17 protein-coding genes are annotated in these 17,305 nt (G+C 71.7%); 3 read left to right on the top strand and 14 right to left on the bottom strand.

Going from position 1 to position 17,305, the window contains the following annotated elements; translation table 11 throughout:
- Nucleotides 1–4: 4 nt before the first annotated feature.
- The 6 genes from KVT45_RS25730 to KVT45_RS25705 all read right to left on the bottom strand — a co-directional run bounded on the left by KVT45_RS25730 (nucleotide 5) and on the right by KVT45_RS25705 (nucleotide 5,096).
- Nucleotides 5–1,342, bottom strand: coding sequence for a CpaF family protein (locus KVT45_RS25730; protein WP_217551309.1), 1,338 nt, complete (start codon nucleotides 1,340–1,342; stop codon nucleotides 5–7).
- A gap of 17 nt (nucleotides 1,343–1,359) precedes the next feature.
- On the bottom strand, nucleotides 1,360–1,716 hold the full coding sequence (locus KVT45_RS25725; RefSeq protein ID WP_217551307.1) for a TadE/TadG family type IV pilus assembly protein: 357 nt from the start codon (nucleotides 1,714–1,716) through the stop codon (nucleotides 1,360–1,362).
- A gap of 1 nt (nucleotide 1,717) precedes the next feature.
- The gene (locus KVT45_RS25720) at nucleotides 1,718–2,047 is read right to left on the bottom strand and encodes a pilus assembly protein (RefSeq protein WP_217551450.1); all 330 of its coding nucleotides are present in this window, start codon (nucleotides 2,045–2,047) and stop codon (nucleotides 1,718–1,720) included.
- A gap of 158 nt (nucleotides 2,048–2,205) precedes the next feature.
- The gene (locus KVT45_RS25715; RefSeq protein ID WP_217551304.1) at nucleotides 2,206–3,468 is read right to left on the bottom strand and encodes a P-loop NTPase; all 1,263 of its coding nucleotides are present in this window, start codon (nucleotides 3,466–3,468) and stop codon (nucleotides 2,206–2,208) included.
- A gap of 12 nt (nucleotides 3,469–3,480) precedes the next feature.
- Nucleotides 3,481–4,182: a Flp pilus assembly protein CpaB gene (gene cpaB, locus KVT45_RS25710; protein WP_217551302.1), complete on the bottom strand. Its 702-nt coding sequence runs from the start codon at nucleotides 4,180–4,182 to the stop codon at nucleotides 3,481–3,483.
- 86 nt (nucleotides 4,183–4,268) lie between these two features.
- On the bottom strand, nucleotides 4,269–5,096 hold the full coding sequence (locus KVT45_RS25705) for a hypothetical protein (RefSeq protein WP_254647361.1): 828 nt from the start codon (nucleotides 5,094–5,096) through the stop codon (nucleotides 4,269–4,271).
- Nucleotides 5,097–5,399: 303 nt separating this feature from the next.
- On the opposite strand from KVT45_RS25705, the gene KVT45_RS25700 reads away from it, so the two are divergent.
- Entirely contained in the window at nucleotides 5,400–7,124 is a 1,725-nt protein-coding gene (locus KVT45_RS25700; protein WP_217551298.1) for a chitinase, read from the top strand.
- A 136-nt stretch (nucleotides 7,125–7,260) separates the two neighbouring features.
- On the opposite strand, the gene KVT45_RS25695 is transcribed toward KVT45_RS25700, so the two are convergent.
- The 3 genes from KVT45_RS25695 to KVT45_RS25685 form a co-directional block, all read right to left on the bottom strand.
- Complete coding sequence (locus tag KVT45_RS25695; protein WP_254647334.1) at nucleotides 7,261–7,722, bottom strand: ATP-binding protein; 462 nt, start codon at nucleotides 7,720–7,722, stop codon at nucleotides 7,261–7,263.
- Nucleotides 7,723–7,826: 104 nt separating this feature from the next.
- Nucleotides 7,827–8,747: an MEDS domain-containing protein gene (locus KVT45_RS25690; protein ID WP_217551296.1), complete on the bottom strand. Its 921-nt coding sequence runs from the start codon at nucleotides 8,745–8,747 to the stop codon at nucleotides 7,827–7,829.
- 15 nt (nucleotides 8,748–8,762) lie between these two features.
- Nucleotides 8,763–9,236, bottom strand: coding sequence for a hypothetical protein (locus KVT45_RS25685; RefSeq protein WP_217551294.1), 474 nt, complete (start codon nucleotides 9,234–9,236; stop codon nucleotides 8,763–8,765).
- A gap of 362 nt (nucleotides 9,237–9,598) precedes the next feature.
- On the opposite strand from KVT45_RS25685, the gene KVT45_RS25680 reads away from it, so the two are divergent.
- Nucleotides 9,599–10,963 carry a M14 family metallopeptidase gene (locus KVT45_RS25680; RefSeq protein WP_217551293.1) on the top strand — a complete coding sequence of 455 codons (1,365 nt, stop codon included), beginning with the start codon at nucleotides 9,599–9,601 and terminating at the stop codon, nucleotides 10,961–10,963.
- 83 nt (nucleotides 10,964–11,046) lie between these two features.
- Here the strand turns inward: KVT45_RS25680 and KVT45_RS25675 are convergent, their stop codons facing one another.
- The 5 genes from KVT45_RS25675 to KVT45_RS25655 form a co-directional block, all read right to left on the bottom strand.
- Nucleotides 11,047–11,745, bottom strand: coding sequence for a hypothetical protein (locus KVT45_RS25675; protein ID WP_217551291.1), 699 nt, complete (start codon nucleotides 11,743–11,745; stop codon nucleotides 11,047–11,049).
- An 88-nt stretch (nucleotides 11,746–11,833) separates the two neighbouring features.
- Complete coding sequence (locus KVT45_RS25670; protein ID WP_217551289.1) at nucleotides 11,834–13,315, bottom strand: GntP family permease; 1,482 nt, start codon at nucleotides 13,313–13,315, stop codon at nucleotides 11,834–11,836.
- A 120-nt stretch (nucleotides 13,316–13,435) separates the two neighbouring features.
- Entirely contained in the window at nucleotides 13,436–13,846 is a 411-nt protein-coding gene (locus KVT45_RS25665) for a RidA family protein (protein WP_217551287.1), read from the bottom strand.
- Nucleotides 13,843–14,610, bottom strand: coding sequence for an IclR family transcriptional regulator (locus KVT45_RS25660; protein WP_217551285.1), 768 nt, complete (start codon nucleotides 14,608–14,610; stop codon nucleotides 13,843–13,845). The genes KVT45_RS25665 and KVT45_RS25660 overlap by 4 nt, the downstream gene beginning before the upstream one ends.
- Complete coding sequence (locus KVT45_RS25655; protein WP_217551446.1) at nucleotides 14,607–15,815, bottom strand: sugar kinase; 1,209 nt, start codon at nucleotides 15,813–15,815, stop codon at nucleotides 14,607–14,609. Before KVT45_RS25655 ends, KVT45_RS25660 begins: the two co-directional genes overlap by 4 nt.
- A 198-nt stretch (nucleotides 15,816–16,013) precedes the next feature.
- Here KVT45_RS25655 and KVT45_RS25650 point away from each other — a divergent pair, with 198 nt between their 5' ends.
- A complete protein-coding gene (locus KVT45_RS25650) occupies nucleotides 16,014–17,297 on the top strand; it encodes an amino acid deaminase (RefSeq protein WP_217551283.1) in 1,284 nt (427 codons plus the stop codon).
- Nucleotides 17,298–17,305: the final 8 nt, after the last annotated feature.

Raw genomic sequence — 17,305 nt, 5'->3', positions numbered from 1 at the left:
CCGCCTACCGGGCTTCTCGGGTGGTGAGCTGGTCGAAGTGCTGGGCCACGCCGAAGGCCTGCGGGATCGGCTGGCTCGCCATGTAGAGGCGGTCGGCGGTGCGGCGTGGCAGCGGGAAGTACTGGAAGGCGCCGTAGACCCGGCCGTCGTGGGTCATGGGCTGGGCGTCGAAGCGGGCCACCGTCGCCAGCCGGTACGGCTCGCTGCCGTGGCTGTCGAGGACGGCGATCTCGGTGATCCGGCGGGCGCCGTCGGCGAACCGGGTCAGCTGGACGATGACCTCGACCGCGCTGTTGATCTGGTCGTGCAGGGCGACGAAGGGAACTTCGACGTCCGACATGGAGGCCAGTGTCTGGAGCCTGGTCAGGGCGTCCTCGGCGCTGTTGGCGTGGACGGTGGCGAGCGAGCCGTCGTGGCCTGTGGACATGGCCTGCAGCATGTCGAGGGATTCGCCACCGCGGACCTCGCCGACCACGATCCGGTCGGGGCGCATCCGCAGCGAGTTGCGGACCAGGTCGCGGATGGTGACCTGGCCTTTGCCCTCGACGTTCGACGGGCGGGACTCCAGGCGGACCACGTGTGACTGCTGGAGCTGGAGTTCGGCGGAGTCCTCGATGGTGATGATGCGTTCGTGGGCCGGGATCAGACCGGAGAGGGCGTTCAGCAGGGTGGTCTTTCCGGTGCCGGTGGCCCCGGAGACGATGATGTTGAACTTCGCCTGCACCAGGCCCGCCAGCAGGAACACCATGTGCTCGTCGAGCGAGCCGAAGCCGATCAGCTCCTGGAGGGTGAAGGAGCGCGGGAAGCGGCGGATGGTGAGGATGGGGCCGGTCAGGGAGAGCGGCGGGATGATGACGTTGACGCGTTCGCCGGAGGGGAGGCGGGCGTCGACCATCGGGTTGGACTCGTCGACGCGGCGGTTGACCGTGGAGACGATGCGTTCGATGGTCTGCATCAGCTGGTCCGCCGAGACGAAGCGGAGCGGCAACTGCTCGACGCGGCCGCCGCGTTCGACGAAGATCGCGTCGGGGCCGTTGACCATGATCTCGGTGATCGACGCGTCTTCGAGGAGCGGTTCCAGGATGCCGAGGCCGAGGGCCTCGTCGACGACCCGGCGGATCAGCTGGGAGCGTTCGACGGTCGACAGGACCGGGCCCTCGCGGCTGATGATGTGGCCGAGGACGCGTTCGAGACGGGCCCGGCGCTCGGCGGCGGCCAGCGCGCTCATCTCCGCGAGGTCGATCTCCTCCAGGAGCTTGGCCCGGTAGGAGGAGACCATGTGGCCGTCCTCACCCCGGCTGCCGTGCTCCTCGGGGGAGTTGATGCGTGCCCGCAGGCTCATGGTGCCGTACTCCTCGTTCAGTGGTCGACGGGCATCGTGGCGGACTTGGTGGCGTTGCCGAGGTCCCAGACGATCTTGGGGATGTGGACCGTGGCGGTGACGGTGACCGAGTCGCCGCCGCCGGAGGACGCGCAGCTCACGTCGATCCCGCTGCTGACCGCGGACGAGCAGGCGGCGCCGACGTCCTCCTCCAGCGAGGCGGCGCGGGCCCCCGCCCGCGCCGCCGTCCCGGCCTGCTCGGCGGCGTAGGCGACGGCGCCGAGCTGGATGCCGGCCAGCCCGACGAGGAGCAGGATCGGGAGGAAGCCGAGGTACTCGATGGCGGCCTGGCCGCGGTCGCGGGGGTGCCGCGGAGGGTGCCGACGGGGGCGCATCTCAGTGCTTCACCTCCTCCACCGTGCCGGCGTGGCCGTGCACGGTGACGGGGAAGTCGATCGAGCCGGGGAACAGTACCGGGACGCGCAGGGAGACGTCCGCGGTCACCGTGCCGGTGCCGTCGCACTGTTCCACTGTGGCTCCCTCCCGCCAGGCCCCGGAGAGGTCCTTCAGCGCGGCGCTCTGGCAGACACCGAACCGTTCGCTCCGGGGTACGGCCGTGCCCGCCCGTACGCCTTCGTCGGCAGCGTTCCCCGCGAGGGTGAAGGCGTACCCCACGAGGACGGCCTGCCACATGAGCACCAGGGTGAGGATGATGACCGGGGTCATGCCGAGGAGTTCGATGGAGACCTGTCCGCGATCGGCTGCGGGCCGGTGGGGGCTGGTCGCGCAGTTCCCCGCGCCCCTGAAGGGGCGCTGAGCGCCCCGAAGGGGCGCGGGGAACTGCGCGCTCGGCCCCCACACAGCCGCGCCCGGCCAACGGCCTCTCACGGCAGCTCCTTCCGCCGCCGGAACCCCACCGCCGCCCGCTCCCCGCCCCGGGCCCGTGTCCCGGACCGGCGTGGCGGTGTCCCCTCTGCCGTCCGCACCAGCCCCAGCTCCCCGGCCAGCCCCCAGATCGCCTGCTTCACCGTGCTCCGCGAGTCCAGCTCGTGCATCCGGCCCGCGTCCACCGCCCCCTGGAGCTCCTTGAAGTTCGCCGGGATCGGTGTCCCCACCAGCGCGGTCCCGGTGATCCGCTGGATCAGCGCCGGCTGGATCTCCGTACCGCGCGTGTACCGGTTGACCACCACCGTCGTCTCCTCGGCCTTGCGGATCTGCAGCCGGTCCCACATCCGCACCGTCCGCTTCGCCGCCCGTACGGCGACCACGTCCGGCGTGGTGACCAGCAGGGCGAGGTCCGCGGTCTCCACGGCCGCCGCACCCGCCCCGCCGAGCTGCGCGCCGCAGTCGACGATCACCACCTCGTAGCGGGAGCGCAGGGCGCTGAGGATCTGGCGGGCGGCGCGGTCGGTGACCTCCTCGCCGCGTTCGCCCTCGGCGGGTGCGAGGAGCAGGGCGAGCCCGGTGTCGTGGCGGAAGACGGCTTCGGCCATCACCCGCGGGGAGATGTCGTTGACCGCGGCGAGGTCGGCGACCGAGCGGCGGAACTGGACGTCCAGGTAGGAGGCGATGTCGCCGGTCTGGAGGTCGAGGTCGACGAGGGCGGTGGAGTGGCCGGAGGCCTGCGCGGCGAGGGCGATCTGGACCGCGACGACGGTCGCGCCGGTCCCGCCCTTCGCGCCGCTGACGGTGACGACGGTGCCGCCGACGCCGGCGAACACGTCGGCGCCGTGGCCGAGATGGCGTCGTACGCCCGTGGACCACTGGGCGACGGCCTGGACGCGGCCGGCCAGCTCCTCGTAGCTCAGCGGAAGCCCGACCAGGCCGCGGGCGCCGGAATCCATCGCGGCGGCGAACAGGCCGGGGCTGGTGTCGGTGGTGACGAGGACGACGCCCACGGCGGGGAAGCGCAGGGCGACCTCGCGGATCAGTTCGAGGGCCGGGACGGGGCCGATGCGTTCGTGGACGACGACGACCTCGGGGAGTTCGTCGACGGACTCGGCGGCGGCCCGGGCGAGGGTGTCGACGAGTTGCGTGGAGTCGACGACGGGGGCCAGCGGTTCGGCGTCCGGGAGCTGGCTGAGCAGGGAGACCAGGGAGCGGACGGCGTCCGCGTCACCGACGGCGGGGAGGATCCTGATGGGCATGGAAGGCGCCTCTCACTTGTCCGTCGCGAGTTCGTAGGTACGGTCCTTGTCCGGCACGGTGGTCGTGGTGCCGGGGGCGACCAGGGCGAGCCGGACCCGCTGGGCGAAGGACTCCGCGTAGGTGAGGCGCTGGGCGTCGAGCGTGGACAGCGCGAAGGTGATGGGGACGGCGTCGGTGGGCTGCTGGTTCTTGTTGTCCGGTTCCAGCGAGGTGAGTTGGCCGACGTCCAGGACGCGGGCGTTGGTCACGATGATCTTCGACTGGTCGGGGTCGCTCTGCTGCTTGCCCTCGAAGGTGGCGTAGACGTTGACCAGCGAGCCGGGCGTGATCTTGCCGGCGACCCCGGTGGCCGCGTCGATCAGGATCGCGACCTCCTGCTGGCCCGCCTTGAGTTCGGGCTGGTCGACGATCATGTCGGTCTGGAGCTGGGAGCCCTGCTTCAGCGTGGTGATCGCGATCTTGCCCTGGATCTGGGCGAGGTTGGTGACGGCGTTGGCGGACAGCCACCGCTTGGGCATCGAGATCTTCTTGAACTGACTCGCGCTCAACGTGGTGTACGGCGCGACGTCGGACCGGAGTTCATAGGCGGTGACCTTGGGGCCGACCTCGGACTTCGCGTTGTCGATGACCGACAGCACGCCGGCGAACGCGCCGAGCGCGCAGATCACCGACAGGATCAGGAGTATCACGCCGCGGCGCTGACGGGAGTTCATGGACCGTGCGACCTCATCGGGGGAAGTGGGGGAACCGAGCGGTGGGTGGTACGGGTTCGTCCGGGGGCGGCCGCCGCCCCGGGGCGTCAGGCGGGTGTCCGCTGTGCCAGCGCGCGGGGCGGCGGCGGATCGTAGACGGGCGGGGTGGCGGAGCAGAAGACGCAGCGGTCGCCGATGACGTCGATGCCGCACCAGTGGCAGCTGGTCTGCCGTACCGAGGTGACCAGTTGGTAGAGGACCGACAGGTCGGCGAGGTAGCTGGTGAACTCGATCATCCGGCCGGTGCCCCACCACGCGGACGACTCGGCGGGCAGCGGGGTCTCGCGCAGGCCGTGCGCGCCCCAGGCCTTGGCGAGGCCGCCGATCCAGTCGGACTGCAGCTGTCCCTTGGCGACCAGCATCCAGGTACTGAACTCGGGGCCGTTCAGCACGGCCTCCGGGGCGATCCGGACGAGTTGCGGCTCGGGGTGGGCGACGATCCCGAACTGGGTGCCGGGCATCCAGGACTTGGCGTGCGCCTTGAGACCGACCGGGACGCGGTCCAGCTTGGCGACGGAGCCGAGGACGGCGCCGGAGTGGATGTAGTGGGTGAGCAGCCGGCCGGCCGACGCGAGCACGCCGGGGCTGAGGTCGCAGGAGGCCAGCTGGCGCAGTTGCCGGGCCAGGACGGCGATGCCGAGCGGCGGCAGGTCGGGGCGGAACAGCGCGATCCGGTCGCTCTCCAGGAGGGAGCGGAGGGTGTGCAGCCGCCTGGTCACGGCCTCCGGGACGGCGTCCGAGTACAGGACGACCACATGTCCGTACTGCTCGATGAGGGCCACGAACTCGGCGAGGGTCTGTTCGAGCGGGCGCCGGTCGAGGTCCCGGAGCACGACCGCGGGCATGGTCCGCTCGTCCTGGACCGGCAGCGCCATGTCGGCACTGGTCACGGCAATGGCAGTTGGCACGCGCAGCTCCCCGCTCTTCACACCCGGCGGCCCACCGGTGTTACTCCAATGAGCCGGGACGACTTCATTGCGTGACTTCCTCAGCACTGTAACCACGCACCTGTGACCGGAGAACAGCGTTTGTGTAGCTGTCTGGGATCCGTGACCACACAAGTAACGCCAAACCGGGACAGGTTGAGCATATGACCGGGGCCCGTTCCGCCTCCCCGGACCTTTGAATTTGGTCTGGACCTATTGACACGTGAATTGGTCTGGACCACCTTGATTGTCATGCCCAGACTCATCCCCCGGCTCGTGTCCCGGCATGCCGGACAGCGACGCATCCGCACCTGGTCGGCCGTGGCCGCTCTCGCCACGGCACTCGCGATGGCGGGCCTGGCCTCCGCGCCGGCCTCCGCCGCCGACGTCAACAACGTGAAGAACCCCGGCTTCGAGTCGGCCCTGTCCAACTGGACCTGTTCCGCGGCCAGCGGTACGACCGTCTCCTCCCCCGTCCACTCCGGTGCCGCCGCGCTGAAGGCGACCCCGGCCGGGCAGGACTACGCCCAGTGCAGCCAGACGGTGGCGGTCAAGGCCAGCTCCACCTACACGCTGAGCGCGTGGGTGCAGGGCTCCTACACCTACCTCGGTGTGACCGGCACCGGCACCACGGACGTGTCGACCTGGACCCCGAACACGTCCTGGACGCAGTTGTCGACGACCTTCACCACCGGCGCCTCGACCACCTCGGTGACGGTCTGGACGCACGGCTGGTACGGCCAGGCCGCCTACTACGCCGACGACTTCTCGGTCTACGGCCCCGACGGCGGGGGCGGCTCCGACCCGGCCCCGACCGTCCCCGCGACCCCCACCGGCCTCGCGGTCTCCGGTACGACGTCGTCCTCCGCGTCGCTGTCCTGGAGCGCGGTGTCGGGCGCGACCGGCTACAACGTCTACCAGAACGGCACCAAGGTCTCGGCGGTCACCGGCGCCTCGGCCACGGTCACCGGACTCGCGGCCTCGACGGCGTACTCCTTCCAGGTCACCGCGACCAACTCGGCGGGTGAGTCGGCGAAGTCGACGGCGGTGACGGCGACGACGACCGCGTCCGGCGGCAGCGGCGGAGGCTCGCTGCCCAAGCACGCGGTGACGGGCTACTGGCAGAACTTCAACAACGGCGCGACCGTCCAGAAGATCTCGGACGTGCCGTCCTCGTACGACATCATCGCCGTCGCCTTCGCGGACGCGACCAGCACACCGGGCGCGGTGAGCTTCACCCTCGACTCCTCCGGGCTCGGCGGGTACACGGTCGACCAGTTCAAGGCCGACATCAAGGCCAAGCAGGCGGCCGGCAAGAAGGTCATCATCTCCATCGGCGGCCAGAACGGCACGATCTCGGTAAGCGACTCGACGTCCGCGACGAACTTCGCCAACTCCGTCTATTCGCTGATGCAGACGTACGGCTTCGACGGCGTCGACATCGACCTGGAGAACGGCATCAACGCGACCTACATGAGCCAGGCGCTGCGCTCCCTGTCGTCGAAGGCGGGCTCCTCGCTCGTCATCACGATGGCCCCGCAGACGATCGACATGCAGTCGACGTCCAACGGGTACTTCCAGACGGCCCTGAACATCAAGGACATCCTCACCGTCGTCAACATGCAGTACTACAACAGCGGTTCGATGCTGGGCTGCGACGGCAAGGTGTACAGCCAGGGCTCGGTGGACTTCCTCACCGCGCTCGCCTGCATCCAGCTCCAGGGCGGTCTGTCGCCGTCCCAGGTGGGCCTCGGCCTGCCGGCGTCGACCAGCGCGGCGGGCAGCGGCTACGTCTCGCCGACCGTGGTCAACAACGCCCTCGACTGCCTGACCAAGCTCACCAACTGCGGCTCCTTCAAGCCGTCGACGGCGTACCCCGACCTGCGGGGCGCGATGACCTGGTCGACGAACTGGGACGCGGCGGCCGGCAACGCGTGGTCGTCCTCGGTGGGCGCCCACGTGCACGCGCTGCCGTAGGGATCACCGGCGCCCTAAAGGGGCCCGGGTCCGAGACATGTGCGGCTCCGCCGCGTGGGCGCGACCAGCCCCCACCGACCTGCACCCGCAAGACGGGCCGCGACCCACGCAAGGCGTCGCGGCCCGCCCGGCGGAGCTACTCGCACCCGCAGGTACCGAGCTCGAACCACACGGTCTTGCCCGGCCCGTCCTGGTGGCAGCCCCAGCGCCGGGCAAGCGCATCCACCAGGTACATCCCTCTGCCGCCCTCCGCGAGGCCCGCCTCCAGCACCCGCGGCGGGCGGCGGTCCTCGTCGGCGACCTCGCAGCGCAGCACCCCGTGCGAGGCCGCCAGGGTGAGCCGGAACCGGGTCGCCGCATGACAGAGGGCGTTCGCGGCCAGCTCGCCGGCCAGCAGCTCGCACACGTACGCCACGTCGTCCTGCTCCGCGAGCCCCCATTCCTCCAGCTGCCGCCGCACCACCGCGCGCGCCTCGCGGGCCGCCGTGGGACGGGGGTCGTACTCGACGCTCAGATGGCCGGCCCGGGCCGGGGGCTGCGGGTACGCGGCGTACTGAGGGCCGGGATCCGGGAGCCGGCCCCCGGCGGGCTGCGGCATGCCTCCCGGCGCGCCCGTGCCCGTCTCCCCGCACGCGGGGAGGAACACCTGATCCGGTACCCGCGTATGCGCCGCCGCGGGGGTACGCGCGTACGGCATCTCGCTCACGCGTACTGGACGCGGATCTTCGCCCCGTCCCCCGCCGCCCCGTCCCGGACATCGACGTACGCGCACACCTGGCGGGTGAACCACAGCCCCTGCCCCGGCTCCGGCTCCCCGCCGGGCGGCGGCACGAACCCGGCCAGCGGATCCGCCACCGCCCGGCACAGCCGCAGCTCGCAGACGCAGGCCGGGGCCTCGCCCCAGGCGAGGACCTCGACCACCGGCCCGTGCGCGGCCGCCGCCGCCACGACGGCACGGCCGAACCGCCCGGCGTCCACGGCCGGGAGCCCACGCCCGGCGGCCCAGGCGCGGACCGCCTCCGGGGCGGGCAGCCGGGCCGCCGACTGCGGCGGCGGGGCCAGCGGCAGGGCGTCCAGCTCGCGCACCAGGACCGGCGGCTGCTCGTACACCCCGGTACCCGGGTGGGCGCGGCGGGCCGCGTCGACGACGGCCGGGCCCGCCGTCCGGGTGTCGTACGCGCACAGGGCGGTGGTGGCGAAGGGCGCGAACAGGAGGTTGGCGAGGGACTCGTAGCGGATCCACTCGGTGCTCTCCCGCGCCGAACGCCCCGCGCGCCCGGCCCAGTCGGGCTCCATGAGGAGGTGGACACAGCCGCCGGGCCCCGCGTTCGCCGCGAGGTAACCGGCGCCCTGGGCCACGGCGTTGGCGGCCGTGCCGGTGTACCAGTCGGCGTGGTCGATGAAGCCGACGTCCCGGGCGTCGGCGCCGAGCGCGTCGCGCAGGGCGGCCAGCAGGCCGGGGGCGGCGATGGCGACGGGCGGGGGCTCGTCCGGGGCGGCGAGGCCCTCGGCGAGGAAGGCCAGGGCGGCCGCGACGAACGCGTCGTCCGAGCCGAACACGGCCATCCGGTGGTCGAACTGCCCCTGGGCGGCGGCGGGGCGCGCGCCCGTACTGGTACTCATCGGGTCTCCTGTGCGTCAGCGCCGGGCGGTCACCCGGGCGGCGATCTGGCTGCGGTTGCTGAAGCCGGGCTCGCCGAGGATGCGTTCCACATGGCCCTCGGCGGTGCGGCGGGCGAGTTCGACCAGGTCCAGGCCGTGCAGGCTGCGGTGCCTGCCGGGTACGGGGCCACGGGCGACGGCGGTCTCGTGGTGGGCGCGGGCCTCGCGGGCGCGGCGCAGGCCCCGGGTGAGGTCGTCGGGGCTGCCGGCGAGCAGGGCGGAGCCCCGGAGGGCGCGGGCGCGGCCGGCGGCCGGCCCGGGGCCGGCTTCGAGGGCGCGGTCGAGCCAGAAGCGGCCCTCGCGCGGGTCCGCCTCGCCGGGGGTGGTGCACGTGACGAGGCGGGCCTTGGCCAACAGCTCGCGGCCCGCGGCCTGTTCGTCTCTCCGGTCGACGAAGTCGGTCGTCTCGACCGGCAGATGGCAGCCCCCGCGCGGCGCCGGTCCGCCCATGATCAGCCAGCCCTCCTCTTGGCCGTCCGACCACGGTCTCCCGGCGGACCGGGAGAACGCACACGGACGTCACGCGGGTGGGTGCACTTCGGCGGGGGCCGCTTGCGGCGGCGGGTACGCGCGTACACTGCGCGGCCGGTTCGCACGGCCGGCGAACTCGGGTGATGGGCACGGGTGATGTGCACGGGTGATGGGCGCGGGTGAACCTGTCCGGCCGACGTACGCGGCTGGTTTTACAGTCTTGACCTGTTCATGCCATTCCTTGGACGATGGGCGGCACCGCACAGCCCGCACAGTCCGCACACAGCACCCGCACAGGTACGTCGCACTGAACCACCCCCACCTCTCCCCCAGGAGACTTCATGCGACTTCGCACCCGCGGCACCCGCGGCACCGGTGCCCGCACCGGCAGACGGACCGCCGCGCTCGGCGCCCTGCTGGCCCTCGCCCTCACGGCCCCCGTGTCGGCGACGGCGACCCATGCGACCGCCGACAGCGCCCGCCCGGCCGCTCCGTCGGCCGACGACGTCCGGCAGTACGAGATCCACCAGAGCACCACCCCGGTGACCCGCGCGGCGATCCAGCAGGCCGGCGTCTCCGTGGACGAGGCCGACGAGGAGACGGTGGTCGTCTCCGGGCGGCCCGCGCAGATCGCCGCGCTGAAGCGCCTCGGCTACGACGTCACGCCTCTGGGCGCGGCCCCGGACCGGTCGTCCGCCGCCGACCAGCTGCGCCTGTTCGACTTCCCGACGGCCGACTCGAAGTACCACAACTACGCCGAGGCGAACGCCGAGATCGACCAGCGGCTCGCCGCCTACCCCTCGATCATGAGCAAGCAGGTGATCGGCAAGTCGTACCAGGGCCGGGACATCGTCGCGATCAAGGTCAGCGACAACGTGGCGACGGACGAGAACGAGCCCGAGGTCCTCCTCACCTTCCACCAGCACGCGCGCGAGCACCTCACGGTGGAGATGGCGCTGTACCTGCTGCGGGAACTGGGCGCGGGATACGGATCGGACTCCCGGGTCACGAACATCGTCAACAGCCGGGAGATCTGGATCGTCCCCGATCTCAACCCCGACGGCGGGGAGTACGACATCGCCACCGGCTCGTACCGCTCGTGGCGCAAGAACCGGCAGCCCAACTCCGGTTCGTCGTACGTCGGTACGGACCTGAACCGGAACTGGAACTACAAGTTCGGCTGCTGCGGCGGATCCTCGGGCTCCACGTCCTCGGAGACCTACCGGGGCGCGGCCGCCGAGTCGGCGCCGGAGGTGAAGGTGGTCGCCGACTTCGTGCGCAGCCGGGTCGTCGGCGGCAAGCAGCAGATCAAGGCGGGGATCGACTTCCACACGTACAGCGAGCTGGTGCTGTGGCCGTTCGGCTACACGACCGCCGACACGGCCACCGGGATGACCGCGGACGACGCCGCCGCGTTCAAGGCGGTCGGGCAGAAGATGGCGGCGAGCAACGGCTACACGCCGGAGCAGTCGAGCGACCTGTACATCACCGACGGCTCGATCGACGACTATCTGTGGGGCACCCAGAAGATCTTCGACTACACCTTTGAGATGTACCCGACGTCCAGTTCCGGGGGCGGCTTCTACCCGCCCGACGAGGTGATCGAGCGGGAGACCTCCCGGAACCGGGACGCGGTGTTCCAACTGCTGGAGAACGCGGACTGCATGTACCGGTCGATCGGGAAGGAAGCGCAGTACTGCGGCTAGCCGACCGGGACGCCGACGAGTGAGCCCCTCCGGCCGTGGGGCAGCCGCCAGGGCCGGAGCGGCAGGTCGTGGACGGGACGGGGCTACTCCTTGCGGAGGGCCTTGTCCTTGTCCTCGGCCTTGTCCTCGTCCTTCTCCTCGGCCTCGTCGACGGCCTTGTCCGCGGCTTCGGTTTCGGCTTCGTCCGCGGCCTTGTTCTCCGCCTCCGTCTCCGTCTCCGCCTCCAGGACGTCTTCCTCGTCCTCTTCCGCGCCTTCGTCGAAGTACGCGTCGAGGACCTCGTCCAGCTGCTCCTCCCACTCCTTGAAGCGGGAGCGGGACGTCGCCTCGATCTCGATCGGGTACCAGCGGCGGTCCGGGGTGTGGACGGTGATCGTGAATCGCTTGCCGAAGCGCGGGGCCTCGGTCTCGATCGCGCCGATCTCGTCCCAGCGGAACTCGCACTTCTCCTCGTCGAGGCTGAGGCGCACGCCCTGGTGGTCGGCCACTATCCGGGCGCGGCGGTCGGCGGCCTCGAAGGCGGGACCCTCGGGGGTCTCCTCGTCGTCCGCGTCGTCGTCGGCGTCCGTCGTGGCCTCGGCCACCGGTTCGGCCGCCGCCTTCACGTCCTCGGCCTTCACGTCCTCGGCCGCCGTGGCCTCCTCGACCTCCTCCGGCCGGGCGTCCTCCGGCTTCGCGTCGGCCGGCTCGGCGGGCGCGGGTGAGGTGAGCCCGGGGATGAAGGCCGGGTCGAATCCGGCGCCTTCCAGGGGCTGGCTGTTGGCTCCTATGCGCTGCTCCACAGCGGGCAGTATGGTCCAAGAACCTGTGCCGGACACAGCCAGCCCCGGACTTCGTTATCAGACGCCTACACGAAGACGCCGAGACCCCCTACACGAACACACTCAGCACACCCGCCACCCCGAACCCCACCACCGACAGCACCGTCTCCAGCACGGTCCAGGTCTTCAGGGTGTCGCGCTCGCTGATGCCGAAGTACTTGGCCACCATCCAGAATCCGCCGTCGTTGACGTGCGAGGCGAAGATCGAGCCTGCCGAGATGGCCATGATGACGAGGGCCACGAAGGCCTGGGAGTGGTGTCCCTCGGTGAGGAGGGGGGCGACGATGCCGGCCGTCGTCACGATCGCCACCGTCGCCGAGCCCTGGGCGACCCGCAGGACCACCGAGATGAGATACGACAGGACGATCACCGGGAGGCCGACGCTGTTGAAGGTGTCGGAGAGGGCCTGGGCGACCCCGCTGGCCTTCAGTACGGCGCCGAAGATCCCGCCCGCGCCGACCACCAGCAGGATGTTGCCGACCGGCTTGAGGGACGCCGTCGACACGGTCTCCAGGGACTTGCGGGACCAGCCGCGCCGGATGCCGAGCAGGTAGTAGGCGAGGACCAGGGCGATGGTGAGGGCGACCATCGGCGTGCCGAAGAACCCGAGCACCGAGCGGCCGGTGGAGGGGTCCAGGGCGATCGAGGAGAAGGTCGCGGCGAGGATGAGGACGAGGGGCGTGCCGATGATGGCCAGGACCGTCGCGAGGGGGACCGGCTTCTCCTGGGGTGCCACCCCGGCCGCCCGCTGCTCCGCCACCACCGCCTGCTTGGCCTCCTCGGCCGCCTCGACCATGTCCTGCGGTACGGCGACGAAGATCCGCTTCCCGATCCACGCCGAGAACGCCCACGCGGCCAGCACCGCCGGGATGCCGCAGACGACGCCCATGAGGATGACCCAGCCGAGCTGGACGTGCAGCAGCGCGGCGGCGGCCACCGGACCGGGGTGCGGCGGCAGGAAGGCGTGCGTCATGGAGAGACCGGCGAGGAGCGGGAGGCAGTACAGGAGGATCGACTTGCCGCCGCGCTTGGCCGCCGCGTAGACGAGGGGCGCCAGGACGAAGATGCCGACGTCGAAGAAGACGGGGATGCCGAAGATCAGGCCGGTGAGGCCCATCGCGAGCGGCGCCCGCTTCTCCCCGAAGAGGTTGAGGAGACGCGTCGCCAGCACCTCCGCGCCGCCGCTGACTTCGAGGATCGCGCCGAGCATGGTGCCGAGGCCGATGATGATCGCGACATGGCCGAGGATGCCGCCCATGCCGGACTCGACGGTGGAGACGGCGTCCGAGCGCTGGACGGTGCCGAAGAGTTCGGTGACCGAGAGCCCGGCCAGCAGGCCGACGGCTATGGAGACGGCGAGGAGGGCCACGAAGGGCTGGAGCCTCGCCTTGATGATGAGGAAGAGCAGCAGGGCGATGCCGATGGCGGCGACGGTGAGGAGTCCGGCGGTGCCGTCGAGGAGGAGGAGCAGGCCTCCGGTGTGGGGTGGGGTTGCGGGGGCGGGGGCGGACGCGGCGAGCGGTAGGGACATGTGGGGGTCCTCTGCGTAAGTACATGGTGCTTTCGGGCAGGGGGGATCGCGGCACGGCACCCGGGCGGGCGCCGCGCCGTGACAGACGTACGGTGTGCGGGAGTTGACGGGGTGGCGGCCTCAGCCGAGGACGGCGAGGGCGTCGATCTCGATGAGGAGGCCGGCGGGCAGACCGACGTACACGGTCGTGCGGGCGGCGGGCGGGGCGGTGAGGCCCTGCTCCTCGAAGTAGGTGTTGTAGATGCCGTTCATCTCGGCGAAGTGGTCCACGTCCGTCAGATAGACGCGGATCATCATGACGTCGTCCCAGGAGGCGCCGCCCTCTTCGAGGATGGCCTTGACGTTGGCGAGGGTCTGGAGGGTCTGTTCGCGCAGGGTGGGGCCGGCCGGGGTCGGGGGCCTGCCCTCCTCGGCGGGCAGGAAACCGACCTGGCCGGCGACCTGGAGGATGTTGCCCTTCCGGACGCCGTGCGAGAACTTGGCGGGCGGGGTGGTGTGGGTCGTGGGGGTGAGGGCGATCTTCTCGGTCATCGGTTGCCGGCTTCCTTGATCGGGGTTCTGCCTGAGTACTCGCCGCTGATCGCGTCCGCCGTGCGGCGCACCTGCGGGAGCAGGGTGAGGAGTTCGTCGGCGGTGACCACGACGTTGGGCGCGGAGACCGACATGGCGGCGACGACCCGCCCGTCGGCACCGCGGATCGGTGCGGCCACGCAGTTGATGGACTCCTCGTGGCCGCCGAGGTCGGTGGCCCAGCCCTGTTCGCGCACCTTGGCCAGTTCCCTGCGGAACGCCTCCGCGTTCGGCGTCGAACGGGCCGTGTACATGGGGTAGTCGAGCTTGTCGGCGAGGGCCCGCCGTTCGGGCTCGGGCAGGTCGGCGAGGAGCAGCTTGGCGACGGCGGCGACGGTGATGGCGACGGGCTTGCCGATCCGCGAGTACATGCGCACCGGGTAGCGGCTCTCGACCTTGTCGATGTAGAGGACCTCGCCCTCCTCGAACACGGCGAGGTGCACGGTGTGTCCGCAGGCCGCGTTGAGGCGGGCCAGGTGGGGGTGGGCGATCTCGCGGACGTCGAGGTTCTCCATCGCCTCCTGGGCGAGGGCGAAGAGGCGGGCGCCGAGGCGGTAGCGCTGGTCGGACTGGCGGTAGACGAGCCCGTGTTCGTGGAGAGTGCGCAGCAGCCGCAGCGCGGTCGACTTGTGCACGCCGAGGCGGTCGGCGACCTGGCCGAGGTCGGCGGGGCCCTCGGCGAGCAGGGGCAGGATGCTGAGCGCTCGGTCGACGGTCTGGCTCATGGGGTGCGTTCCTCCTCTTCGGCCGCGTCGGCTTGCGTCCAGCCGGGGCCGAGTCGAAGTCTCTCCCACCCGCTGTCGTCGAGGGCGGTCAGGCGGTCGGTGGTGTCGCGGTCGGGGGGCGGGGCGAGGTCGGCGGGGGTGGTGAGGGCGGCGGCGGCGAAGAGGTGGCCGAGCCTGAGCGTCTGCCTGACCGGCAGTCCGCGCAGGGCGCCGGAGAGAAAACCGGCGGCGAAGGCGTCACCGGCACCGACGGGGGCCACGACGTCGACGGCGGGGGCGGGTTCGAAGGCGGGCGGGGTGGGGGCCGGGGGCGGGGTTTCGCTCGCCCGCGCTTGCGGGGTGCCGCCCGCGCCCACCCTCCCCCACTCTCGGCTTCGCTCGAGCGGGGGGACCCCCATCGCCCCAGCGGCACGACTGCCCGCGGCTTGGGAGAAACGGTGACTGTGGCGCCCCTTCAGGGGCGCGGGGCTGTATTTGATTTGCGGCTGCCGCCGCGTGGGCGCGAGCAACCCCCACCCACCCGCACCCGACACGAATGCAGTCGCCCCCACCCCACCCTGCTTCACCACCAGCACCTCAGGCTCCGGCAGAAACTCGCGGACCGCCGACGGCCCTCCCGTCACCCCCCACGCCTCCTCCGCCTCGTCCTCCCCCACGAAGACGATGTCGGCCCGCCGTGCCAGCTCCAGCAGGACGTGCGAGCCGTCACCCGAACCCCACAGCCCCGCCCGGTAGTTGACGTCGAAGGACACCACCGGGCGCCCCTCGGCGGGAGCCGTCAGCTCGCGCAGCAGCCCCAGGCACCCCTCCGACAACGCCGCGGTGATCCCCGACAGATGCAGGACCCGGCCCGCGCGCACCGCGCCGACGTCCACGTTCGCCGCCGACATGGCGGAGGCCGCCGACCCCGCCCGGTAGTACGCCACCTCGTGTGCGTCCGTCGCCCGGTCCCCCGCCGTACGGAAGTACACCCCCGTCGGCCGCACCGCATCGCGGCCCACGCACGAGACGTCCACGCCGTACGACGCGACGGTCTCCACCAGGTGATCGCCGAACCCGTCCGCGCCGACCCGGCTGACCCACCGCACGGCGTGCCCGGCGGCGGCCAGCGCACAGGCCACGTTGGACTCCGCGCCGCCGATCGCGCGGTCGAAGGACGGTACGTCCGCAAGGCGCCCCGGCCGGGTGGGCAGGAACGTGACCATGGACTCGCCGAGCGCGACGACGTCCGGGGCGTCAACGACGTCAACGGCGTCCGTGGCCTTCACGATGGTGGTGGCTCCTCGTCGTCCGGGTTGCTGCGGGCTCCATTGACCCGGCGTTGGCGTGGATGTTAGACAGCGGTAAGCGATATACGCAATGGACGTTGCACATCATGCAACCGAACCGATCAGGGAGGCTCCGTGTCCCTCGACACCGGCTCCGAAGCGCTCGCCCGGCTCGCGGAGGAACGCGTCGACCACCGTTTCAAGGGCCTCCCGCCGGACGCCGAAGGCCTCACCGTCGGCGAGTTGGCCGCCCAGCGCCGCAACCTGTTCTCCGACGGCTTCGCGACCCCGGTACTGGCCCTCTCCGCCGAGCGCCTGGAGCACAACCTCGCGCTGATGGAGGCGTACACCGAACGGCACGGCCTCGCCTTCGCCCCGCACGGCAAGACCTCCATGGCCCCGCAGCTCTTCCGGCGGCAGACCGAGCGCGGGGCGTGGGGCATCACCCTCGCCGTGCCGCACCAGGTGCGGGTGGCGCGGGCGTTCGGCACCCGGCGGGTCTTCCTCGCGAACGAGCTCGTGGACGCGGCGGCGCTCCGCTGGACCGCCGCGGAGCTGGAGCGCGACCCGGACTTCCGTTTCATCTGTTACGTCGACTCCGTGCGCGGGGTCGAGCTGATGGACGCGGCGCTGAAGCCGACGGGGGCCTCGCGCCCCGTGGACGTCGTCGTCGAGCTCGCCGCCGGAGAGGGCGCCCGTACCGGCGTCCGAACGGAGGCGGAGTGCGCGGCGGTCGCGGACGCGGTGGCCGGGACGGAGACCCTGCGGCTGGTGGGGGTGGCCGGGTACGAGGGCGAGGTTCCGCAGGCGGACCCGGGCCGGGTGCACGCCTATCTGCGCCGGCTGGTCGCCCTCGCCGTCGAGTTCGACAAGGCGGGCCGGTTCGCGGACCTGACGGAGATCGTCGTGAGCGCGGGCGGCAGCGCCTGGTTCGACGCGGTCGCGGACGTCTTCGCCGGGATCCCCGAACTCTCGCTCCCCGTCCTGAAGTTGCTCCGCTCGGGCGCGTACGTCTCGCACGACGACGGCCGCTACCGCGAGGTCACCCCGTTCAACCGCGTCCCCGAGGAGGGCACCCTGGAGCCGGCCTTCCGGCTCTGGGCGCAGATCGTCTCCCGCCCCTCCCCCGAGCAGGCCTTCGCCAACGCGGGCAAGCGGGACGCGGCCTACGACCTCGACCTCCCCTTCGCCCAGGTGATCCGCCGGGCGGGCACCGAGCGCCCGGCGACCGGAGTCTCGGTCACCGGCCTGTCCGACCAGCACGCCTGGCTGCGCACGGATCCCGGGGCGGACCTGGAGGTCGGGGACTGGATCGGCCTCGGCCTGTCGCATCCGTGCACGTCGTTCGACAAGTGGCAGCTGATCCCGGTCGCCGAGGCGGACGGAACGGTCGTCGACTACATCCGCACCTACTTCTAGGGAGCGTG

This window comes from Streptomyces sp. GbtcB6, from assembly GCF_019091475.1.
Lineage (GTDB): Bacteria > Actinomycetota > Actinomycetes > Streptomycetales > Streptomycetaceae > Streptomyces > Streptomyces hyaluromycini.
This window is presented reverse-complemented; position numbering and strand designations above follow the sequence as displayed.

Coding starts and splice junctions, on each gene's coding strand:
- KVT45_RS25730 (WP_217551309.1), bottom strand. CDS start 1,342: ATGAGCCTGCGGGCACGCATCAACTCCCCCGAGGAGCACGGCAGCCGG.
- KVT45_RS25725 (WP_217551307.1), bottom strand. CDS start 1,716: ATGCGCCCCCGTCGGCACCCTCCGCGGCACCCCCGCGACCGCGGCCAG.
- KVT45_RS25720 (WP_217551450.1), bottom strand. CDS start 2,047: ATGACCCCGGTCATCATCCTCACCCTGGTGCTCATGTGGCAGGCCGTC.
- KVT45_RS25715 (WP_217551304.1), bottom strand. CDS start 3,468: ATGCCCATCAGGATCCTCCCCGCCGTCGGTGACGCGGACGCCGTCCGC.
- cpaB (WP_217551302.1), bottom strand. CDS start 4,182: ATGAACTCCCGTCAGCGCCGCGGCGTGATACTCCTGATCCTGTCGGTG.
- KVT45_RS25705 (WP_254647361.1), bottom strand. CDS start 5,096: ATGGCGCTGCCGGTCCAGGACGAGCGGACCATGCCCGCGGTCGTGCTC.
- KVT45_RS25700 (WP_217551298.1), top strand. CDS start 5,400: ATGCCCAGACTCATCCCCCGGCTCGTGTCCCGGCATGCCGGACAGCGA.
- KVT45_RS25695 (WP_254647334.1), bottom strand. CDS start 7,722: ATGCCGCAGCCCGCCGGGGGCCGGCTCCCGGATCCCGGCCCTCAGTAC.
- KVT45_RS25690 (WP_217551296.1), bottom strand. CDS start 8,747: ATGAGTACCAGTACGGGCGCGCGCCCCGCCGCCGCCCAGGGGCAGTTC.
- KVT45_RS25685 (WP_217551294.1), bottom strand. CDS start 9,236: ATGGGCGGACCGGCGCCGCGCGGGGGCTGCCATCTGCCGGTCGAGACG.
- KVT45_RS25680 (WP_217551293.1), top strand. CDS start 9,599: ATGCGACTTCGCACCCGCGGCACCCGCGGCACCGGTGCCCGCACCGGC.
- KVT45_RS25670 (WP_217551289.1), bottom strand. CDS start 13,315: ATGTCCCTACCGCTCGCCGCGTCCGCCCCCGCCCCCGCAACCCCACCC.
- KVT45_RS25665 (WP_217551287.1), bottom strand. CDS start 13,846: ATGACCGAGAAGATCGCCCTCACCCCCACGACCCACACCACCCCGCCC.
- KVT45_RS25660 (WP_217551285.1), bottom strand. CDS start 14,610: ATGAGCCAGACCGTCGACCGAGCGCTCAGCATCCTGCCCCTGCTCGCC.
- KVT45_RS25655 (WP_217551446.1), bottom strand. CDS start 15,815: ATGGTCACGTTCCTGCCCACCCGGCCGGGGCGCCTTGCGGACGTACCG.